Origin of the sequence: Streptomyces montanisoli (genome assembly GCF_017813245.1) — a bacterium.
GTDB classification, from domain to species: Bacteria; Actinomycetota; Actinomycetes; order Streptomycetales; family Streptomycetaceae; genus Streptomyces; species Streptomyces montanisoli.
In genome coordinates this window covers 1-6,943 of sequence record NZ_JAGIQL010000249.1, presented here as the reverse complement: position 1 = coordinate 6,943, position 6,943 = coordinate 1, and the positions used below count along the sequence as shown (strand labels likewise).

General features: G+C 71.5%; 7 protein-coding genes and 1 tRNA gene. 6 read left to right on the top strand and 2 right to left on the bottom strand.

The genetic code is table 11. The features are described 5' to 3' along the window. Positions 1-178: 178 nt before the first annotated feature. Entirely contained in the window at positions 179-1,237 is a 1,059-nt protein-coding gene (locus JFN87_RS31270; RefSeq protein WP_307865667.1) for an LLM class flavin-dependent oxidoreductase, read from the bottom strand. A gap of 410 nt (positions 1,238-1,647) precedes the next feature. Between JFN87_RS31270 and ehuB the strand changes: the two genes are divergently transcribed. From ehuB to JFN87_RS31240, 6 genes are all read left to right on the top strand, one after another. Continuing rightward, complete coding sequence (gene ehuB / locus JFN87_RS31265) at positions 1,648-2,550, top strand: ectoine/hydroxyectoine ABC transporter substrate-binding protein EhuB (RefSeq protein WP_209345594.1); 903 nt, start codon at positions 1,648-1,650, stop codon at positions 2,548-2,550. A gap of 22 nt (positions 2,551-2,572) precedes the next feature. Continuing rightward, positions 2,573-3,322 carry an ectoine/hydroxyectoine ABC transporter permease subunit EhuC gene (gene ehuC / locus JFN87_RS31260; protein ID WP_209345592.1) on the top strand — a complete coding sequence of 250 codons (750 nt, stop codon included), beginning with the start codon at positions 2,573-2,575 and terminating at the stop codon, positions 3,320-3,322. Continuing rightward, positions 3,319-3,966, top strand: coding sequence for an ectoine/hydroxyectoine ABC transporter permease subunit EhuD (gene ehuD, locus JFN87_RS31255; RefSeq protein ID WP_209345590.1), 648 nt, complete (start codon positions 3,319-3,321; stop codon positions 3,964-3,966). The genes ehuC and ehuD overlap by 4 nt, the downstream gene beginning before the upstream one ends. Continuing rightward, a complete protein-coding gene (gene ehuA, locus JFN87_RS31250) occupies positions 3,956-4,810 on the top strand; it encodes an ectoine/hydroxyectoine ABC transporter ATP-binding protein EhuA (RefSeq protein WP_245182663.1) in 855 nt (284 codons plus the stop codon). Before ehuD ends, ehuA begins: the two co-directional genes overlap by 11 nt. Positions 4,811-4,942: 132 nt before the next feature. Further along, entirely contained in the window at positions 4,943-5,734 is a 792-nt protein-coding gene (locus tag JFN87_RS31245) for an IclR family transcriptional regulator domain-containing protein (protein ID WP_209345588.1), read from the top strand. Between the two features lie 50 nt (positions 5,735-5,784). After that, positions 5,785-5,858: transfer RNA gene (locus JFN87_RS31240), tRNA-Lys, on the top strand. Positions 5,859-5,923: 65 nt separating this feature from the next. Here JFN87_RS31240 and JFN87_RS31235 read toward each other — a convergent pair. Further along, on the bottom strand, positions 5,924-6,943 hold a 1,020-nt coding region (locus tag JFN87_RS31235; RefSeq protein WP_245182658.1), incomplete at its 5' end, for an SPFH domain-containing protein.

Sequence of the window (6,943 nt, the reverse complement as noted above, 5' to 3'; positions counted from 1 at the left end):
GCCCCCCCCGCCCCGGCCCCCCCCCGCCCCCGCCCCCCCCCCCCTATCTCGGACGAAGAGCCGGAATAGGAAAACGACGGACGACAGGAGTTGAGACAAGAGCTCTAGGGACCCCCGGGCGGGCGCGGCGTCCGGGGTTGGCGGGCGCCGCGCGTCCGTGCGCCGGGCGGGGCCGACGTCAGTGGGCGGCGTTCGGGAGCCCGTACGCGTCGGCGATCAGGTCGTAGCTCTTGAGGCGGACGGCCGCGGTGTGGGCGTTCGCCGTGAGCATCAGCTCGTCCGCGCCGGTGCGCTTCTGGAGGGCGTCGAGCCCGTCGCGCACCGCGTCGGGCGTGCCGTGCACGATGTTGGCGAGCCAGCCGTCCACGAACTCGCGCTCCCGCTCGCTGAACGGGTGCGCCTCCGCCTCCTCGGGCGTCGGGACGAGGCCGGGGCGGCCCGTGCGCAGCCGCACCATGGACAGCGCGCCCGTCATGACCTGGCGGCGGGCCTCCGCCTCGTCCTCCGTCGCGAGTGCCGCCACGCCGATCAGCGCGTACGGCTCGGACAGCACCTCGGAGGGGCGGAACGAGGCGCGGTACAGGTCGAGCGCCGGGACGGTGTTCTGCGCGGAGAAGTGGTGCGCGAAGGCGAACGGCAGGCCCAGCGCGCCCGCGAGCTGCGCGCTGAAGCCGGACGAGCCGAGCAGCCAGATCGGCGGCCGGCCCGTGGGCCCCTGCACGGGCCCCGGCACGGCGTGGATGCGCGCGTACGGGTGGCCGTCGGGGAACGCGTCGTCCAGGAAGCGGGTCAGCTCGACGAGCTGCTGCGGGAAGTCGTCGGCGCCCTCGTTCAGCCGCTCGCTGCGGCGCAGCGCCGCGGCCGTGGCGCCGTCCGTGCCGGGCGCGCGGCCGAGGCCGAGGTCGACGCGGCCGGGGGCGAGTGCCTCCAGCGTGCCGAACTGCTCGGCGATGACCAGCGGCGCGTGGTTGGGCAGCATCACACCGCCGGAGCCGAGCCTGATGCGCTCGGTGTGCGCGGCGAGGTGGGAGAGGATCACGGCGGGCGACGAGGACGCGATGCCGGGCATTGAGTGGTGCTCGGCGATCCAGTGGCGCAGGTAGCCGCGGCGCTCGGCCGCCCTGGCCAGCGCGACGCTGTTGCGCAGGGCATCGCCCGCGGTCGTGCCCGCGCCGACCGTGACGAGGTCGAGCACCGACAGCGGCACCGGCGCCGTGCCCTGCGCCGTGCCTCGGATCGCGTCGGCCGTGCGGCTCGCCGCCTCGGCGTGGGCGGCGTGCGCGACGTGGGTGGCGTCGGCGTGGGTGGCGTCGTCCGTCACGTTCGGGTCCTCCAGAGCGAAGCTTCCTCGGTCAGCCGCAACAGCGGAGGTGGGCTCCGTTTTATTCCCGGGGCCCGTCGCCCTCCTGGACCCTCCCGGCGCGGGCAGCATCGCGCCGTCCGCTTCCGCCCCACACTTTCCGTCGGGACATATCCCGCAACACACGGACACAGCACCGCAGGAGACCCACCACAGGGCACCGGAACGTCTCCTTCCGGACACCGTTCCATTACAGCCGCCGGATCCGCCGCATAGAAATTCTGGACGGGGCAGGCGCGTGCCGAAGTCTGCCCGATCCCGAACACCACCGAGGAGAATGCGAATCCATGGCTGATTTCCCGAACCTGTCCCGCCGGGGCTTCCTCAGCCGTTCCGCCGCCATCGGTGGACTGCTCGTCGTACCCGGTGCCCTTACCGCGTGCAGCAAAACCAACACGTCGTCCGGTTCAGGCGACGACGTGCTCGCGAAGCTGCGCAAGCAGGGCTACGTGCGCGTCGCGTACGCCAACGAGGCCCCGTACGGCTACACGGAGCACGGCGTACTCAAGGGCGAGGCGCCCACGCTGCACGCCCACATATTCAAGGCACTCGGCGTCGACAAGCTCAAGCCGACGCTCTCCGACTTCGACGGCCTGATCCCCGGCCTCCAGGCCGGCAAGTACGACGTGGTCAGCGCCGGCATGGCGATCACGCCCGAGCGCTGCGCCAACGCCCTGTTCTCCGAGCCCGAGTTCATCTCCCCCACCGCCATGATGGTGAAGAAGGGCAACCCGAAGAAGCTCACCGACCTCGCGTCGGCGAAGAAGGCCGGCGTCACCATCGGTGTCATGTCGGGCGCCGTCGAGGGCTCGTACGCGAAGGCCGCCGGCATAGCCGAGGACAAGATCAAGACACTGCAGAACCAGCAGGACGGCGCCGACGCCGTCAAGGGCGGCCGTATCGACGCGTTCGTCCTCACGGGCATCTCGCTGCGCTGGCTCGCCAAGACCAACCCGACGCTCGAAGTGACCCCGACCTTCGTGCCCACACTGAAGGGCAAGAAGCAGTTCAGCCCCGGCGGCGCCGTCTTCCAGAAGGGCAACGAGGCGCTGCGCGACGCCTTCAACAAGGAGCTCAAGAAGATCACGTCGGACAAGGCCGAGTACGTCAAGCTGCTGAGCCCGTACGGGTTCACCGCCTCCGAGATACCGCCCGCCACCCTGAAGACCGCGGACCTGTGCAAGGCCTGAGCGGCCCGGCACCGGAGGCGTCATGAACACCTTCTTCACAGCCTTCTTCGACAACCTGCCACAGGTGCTCTCGGGGCTCGGTGTGACCGCGGAGGCCACGGTGCTCGGCGCGGTGATCGCGTTCGCGCTGTCGTTCGTGCTGGGACTCATGGCGGGCCACCGCAACATCGTGGTCCGCGGTGTGTCCCGCACGGTCGTCGAGTTCTTCCGCGGCACCTCGCTGTACGTCCAGCTGTTCTGGCTGTACTACGCGCTGCCCCTGCTCACCGGCTACCAGCTCAGTGCGCTGTTCTGCGGAGTGGTGGCGTTCGCGCTCAACTTCGGCGCGTACGGCTCGGAGGTGGTGCGCGGCGGCATCAACGCCGTGCCGCGCGCCCAGTGGGAGGCCGCCGTCGCGCTCAACCTCAGCCCCTACCAGCGGATGCGGCGCGTGATCCTGCCGCAGGCGCTCGCGCAGATGATCCCGCCCTTCACCAACCTGCTGATCCAGCTGCTCAAGGCGACGCCGCTGCTGTGGCTGATCTCGGCGGCCGACCTGATGACCGTCATCCAGCAGCTCCGCGACCGCACCGGTGAGTCGCTGATCGCGTATGTCACCCTGCTGGTCTGCTACTTCATCATCGCCTACATACTCACCCTGCTGATGAATCTCCTCGAACGGTCCGCCAAGGCGCGCCTCGGTCAATACACGGGTACGCGCGGGCTGTTCCGCACGCGTAGCGCCGCCGGCGCCGAGACCGTACCCGTCGTACCCACGGGCGGTGCGTCATGAGCGGTGCCAAGTTCGACTGGAGCGCGGCGGGCGAGGTCCTGCCGATGCTGCTGCGCGGCTTCGAGATCACCCTGCTCGCCACGGTGCTCGGCTTCCTGGTGGGGGCCGTGCTCGGGCTGCTGATCGCGATCGCGCGCAGGGCCCCCACACGCTTCGTGACGGCGCCGGTGCGCGGCCTCATGGAGTTCATCAGGTCCACGCCGCTGCTCGTCCAACTGGTGGGCGCGGCAACCGTGTTCTCCAGCGTCGACCCGCTGGTCATCGGCATCATCGTGCTCGGCATCCACTACGCCACCTACACCTCCGAGGTGTACCGGGCGGGCATCGACGGCGTGCCGAAGGGCCAGTGGGAGGCGTCGAGGGCGCTCTCGCTCTCGCCGGTGCGCACCTGGCGGGCCGTGGTCCTGCCGCAGGCGGTGCGCAACGTGCTGCCCGCGCTCGGCAACTACGCCATCTCGATGTTCAAGGAGACGCCGTTCCTCGCCGTGATCACCGTCCAGGAGATGGTGTTCGAGGCCCGCAAGTACGGGGCGGACCACTTCGCCTACACCGAGGCGTTCACGCTCGCGGGACTGATCTTCCTCGTCGCGAGCTACCCGACGTCGCTGTTGATGAGAAAGCTGGAGAAGCGCCTTGGCCACTGACCCGCTGCACAAGACGACGGCCGAGTCCACCGCCGGCGCCGGGCGGCCCGCCGGCACCGTGCCGCACCAGAAGAGCGGCACGCCGATCGTCCACTTCGACCAGGTCGAGAAGCGCTACGGCGACCATCTCGTCCTCGACAAGCTGGACTTCGAGGTCAAGCGCGGCGAGCACGTGACGCTGATCGGGCCGAGCGGCTCGGGCAAGACCACCATCCTGCGGCTGCTGATGACGCTGGAGCGGCTCAGCGGCGGGGTGATCTGGGTGGACGGCGAACCGCTGTCGCACACCAGGAAGCCCGACGGCTCGCTGAGGGCCGCCACCGAGAAGGAGCTGAGGGAGTCCCGCAGGAAGATCGGCATGGTCTTCCAGCAGTTCAACCTCTTCCCGAACATGAACGTGCTGCGCAACATCACGGAGGCGCCGATCACCGTCCTCGGTGTGGAGCGCGCCGAGGCGGAGTCCCGCGCACGCGAACTGCTCGAACTCGTCGGGCTCGGGGACAAGGTGAACGCGCACCCGACCCAGCTGTCCGGTGGGCAGCAGCAGCGGGTCGCGATCGCCAGGGCCCTCGCGATGCGGCCGGAGATCCTGCTGCTCGACGAGGTCACCTCGGCGCTCGACCCCGAGCTGGTGGCGGGCGTGCTCGACCTGCTGCGCCAGATCGCGCACGACACGGACATCACCATGCTGTGCGTCACGCACGAGATGAACTTCGCGCGTGACGTGTCGGACCAGGTACTGATGTTCGACTCGGGGCGGATCGTGGAGCAGGGGACGCCGGAGAAGATCTTCACCGACCCCGAGCACAAGCGCACCAGGGAGTTCCTGAACGCGGTGCTGTGACGGTGGGCGGCCCACGAGGGCGCCCACTCCGTGGGAGGCGGCGGTTTCCCGCCGTCTCCCACCCATGCGCGCGTCCACGCGGCTATCGTTCGGTGCGACTCCCGCCGCCCGGCGGGGAGGGCGGAGGGGAGCGTGGGGACGAGACCCGGGCCCGCGGCGCCGTTCCACTCGGTGCACTACGTGCTGCGCGTGCTGGAGACCGTCTTCCGCCACGGAGACGGCGTCACGGACACGCGGATCGCGAGCGAGTCGGGCCTGCCGGCCGCGCACCTGCCCGCGCTGCTCGCCCTGCTCGTCCGCGAGGGGTACGTGGAGCGGCTGCCGGACGGCGCGTACGTCACGGGCGACTCGCTGGCGCTGCTCGGCTCGTGCGAGGCGCGGGCGCGCACCTTGGAGGCGAAGGTCAGGCGCTCGCTCGACCGGCTGCGTGACTCGCTCGGCGCCGCCGTCTACGTCAGCCGTTACGTGGACGGCGAGATTCGGGTGACGCAGGTGGCCGCTGGCCCCGGCACGCCCGCGGTCAGGGAGTGGGTCGACTTCGAGGCGGCGGCGCACGCGAGCGCGGTCGGCAAGTGCCTGCTCACCCAGCTCGACCAGGACGGCCGCCGCGACCACCTGTCACGCCACAAGGCGGCGCGGCTCACGTCCCGCACGATCACCGACGAGCGTGCGCTGCTGTCACATCTCGCCGGCCAGCCGCCCATGGCACCGGCGCTCGACCTGCAGGAGTACGCGGTCGGCACGGTGTGCGCGGCCGTCCCCCTCACGGCCGGAGCCACGGTCGGCGCGCTCGCCCTCTCGCTGCCGGTCGAGCGGGCGCACCGGCTGCGCGAGGCGGCCGCCGCGCTGGGCCGGGAGGCCGCGCCGCTCGCCCTGACGCTGACCGTGCAGGGCGGAAGGGACGCCTGGGGCCCGTCGTGCTGAGGGTGGTCATGAGCATCCCCCGGGGCCGGGTATGATTACTACGTCAGCAAGCGCCGCTAGCTCAGTTGGTTAGAGCAGCTGACTCTTAATCAGCGGGTCCGGGGTTCGAGTCCCTGGCGGCGCACTGCACGACGAGGGCCGCGTACCGTTTCACGACGGTGCGCGGCCCTCGTGTTTCTCCCGTCCTGGTCAATGCTGATCGGCGTGGTCGCCCGCCCTGCCGTTGTAGAAGGCGACGGTCAAGTCCTTCACGAGGGCCCTGCGCTCGTAGTCGTCCAGCGCGACGAGGCCCCGCGCGGTGAGCCGCTGCACCGTGTCGTCCACAGCGTCCACCACGGCGCTCAGGACGGTATCGCGGTGGCGGGCGTCGAGGGCGGCGATCCGGCTGCGCCGCATGGCTCCGGCGATCTCCGGGGCGTACTCGATGCGCGTCGGCTGCGCCGAGAACACCTCGATCCCGGCGGGCCTGCACTCCGCTGACAGCATGCGGGTGAGCGAGTCGCCCACGGCCTCCACGTTGCGCAGCGTCGGCGACGCGCCCTGGAAGGCGTCGGCCGGCAGCTGCGACATGACGCGCGCCATCGCGGCCTCGACCTGCTCGCGCAGGTAGTCCTCGTGGCCGCGGATCCCGAGCGTCGCCCGCACGGTGTCACGCACCCGCCACACGACGAGGACGACGACGCTCAGCGCGGTGCCGTTCGCGTCCATCGCCGGCATCGGTTCCGAGCGCCAGTGGCGCAGCCGTACGTCCACGCGCCGGCGCAGCAGCAGCGGGCTGATCCACAGCAGCCCGGTGCGGCGCACGCTGCCGCGGTACTCGCCGAACAGCGTCAGCACGAGGGCGTGCCCGACCCGGCCCCGGCTGAGCCCGCCGAGCGTGAACAGCAGCACGAGCACGCCGAGCGTGAGCAGCAGCCACTGGCCGATGCCGATGCCGTGGTACGGCTGCGGCGCGAGCCCCACCAGCAGGGTCAGGAAACCCGGCAGCGCACCCGCGTGCCACAGCAGCGCGAGGCAGCCGACGAGGGTGAGCCCGCCGGCGCACGCGGCCGTCCAGCCGGGCAGCGCGGGCCTGCCGGGGGGGCTCGGGTCGGGGGAGGGCGCGGCTGGGCTCCGGCGACCGGTGGGTCGGGGGAGGCGGCGGCCGCCTGGGAGGAGGGGGGGGGGGGGGGGGGGGGGGGGGGGGGGGGGGGGGGGGGGGGGGGGGGG

Excerpts from the sequence above, each read along its gene's own strand:
- ehuC (WP_209345592.1), top strand. The coding sequence starts at position 2,573 with ATGAACACCTTCTTCACAGCCTTCTTCGACAACCTGCCACAGGTGCTC.
- ehuB (WP_209345594.1), top strand. The coding sequence starts at position 1,648 with ATGGCTGATTTCCCGAACCTGTCCCGCCGGGGCTTCCTCAGCCGTTCC.
- ehuD (WP_209345590.1), top strand. The coding sequence starts at position 3,319 with ATGAGCGGTGCCAAGTTCGACTGGAGCGCGGCGGGCGAGGTCCTGCCG.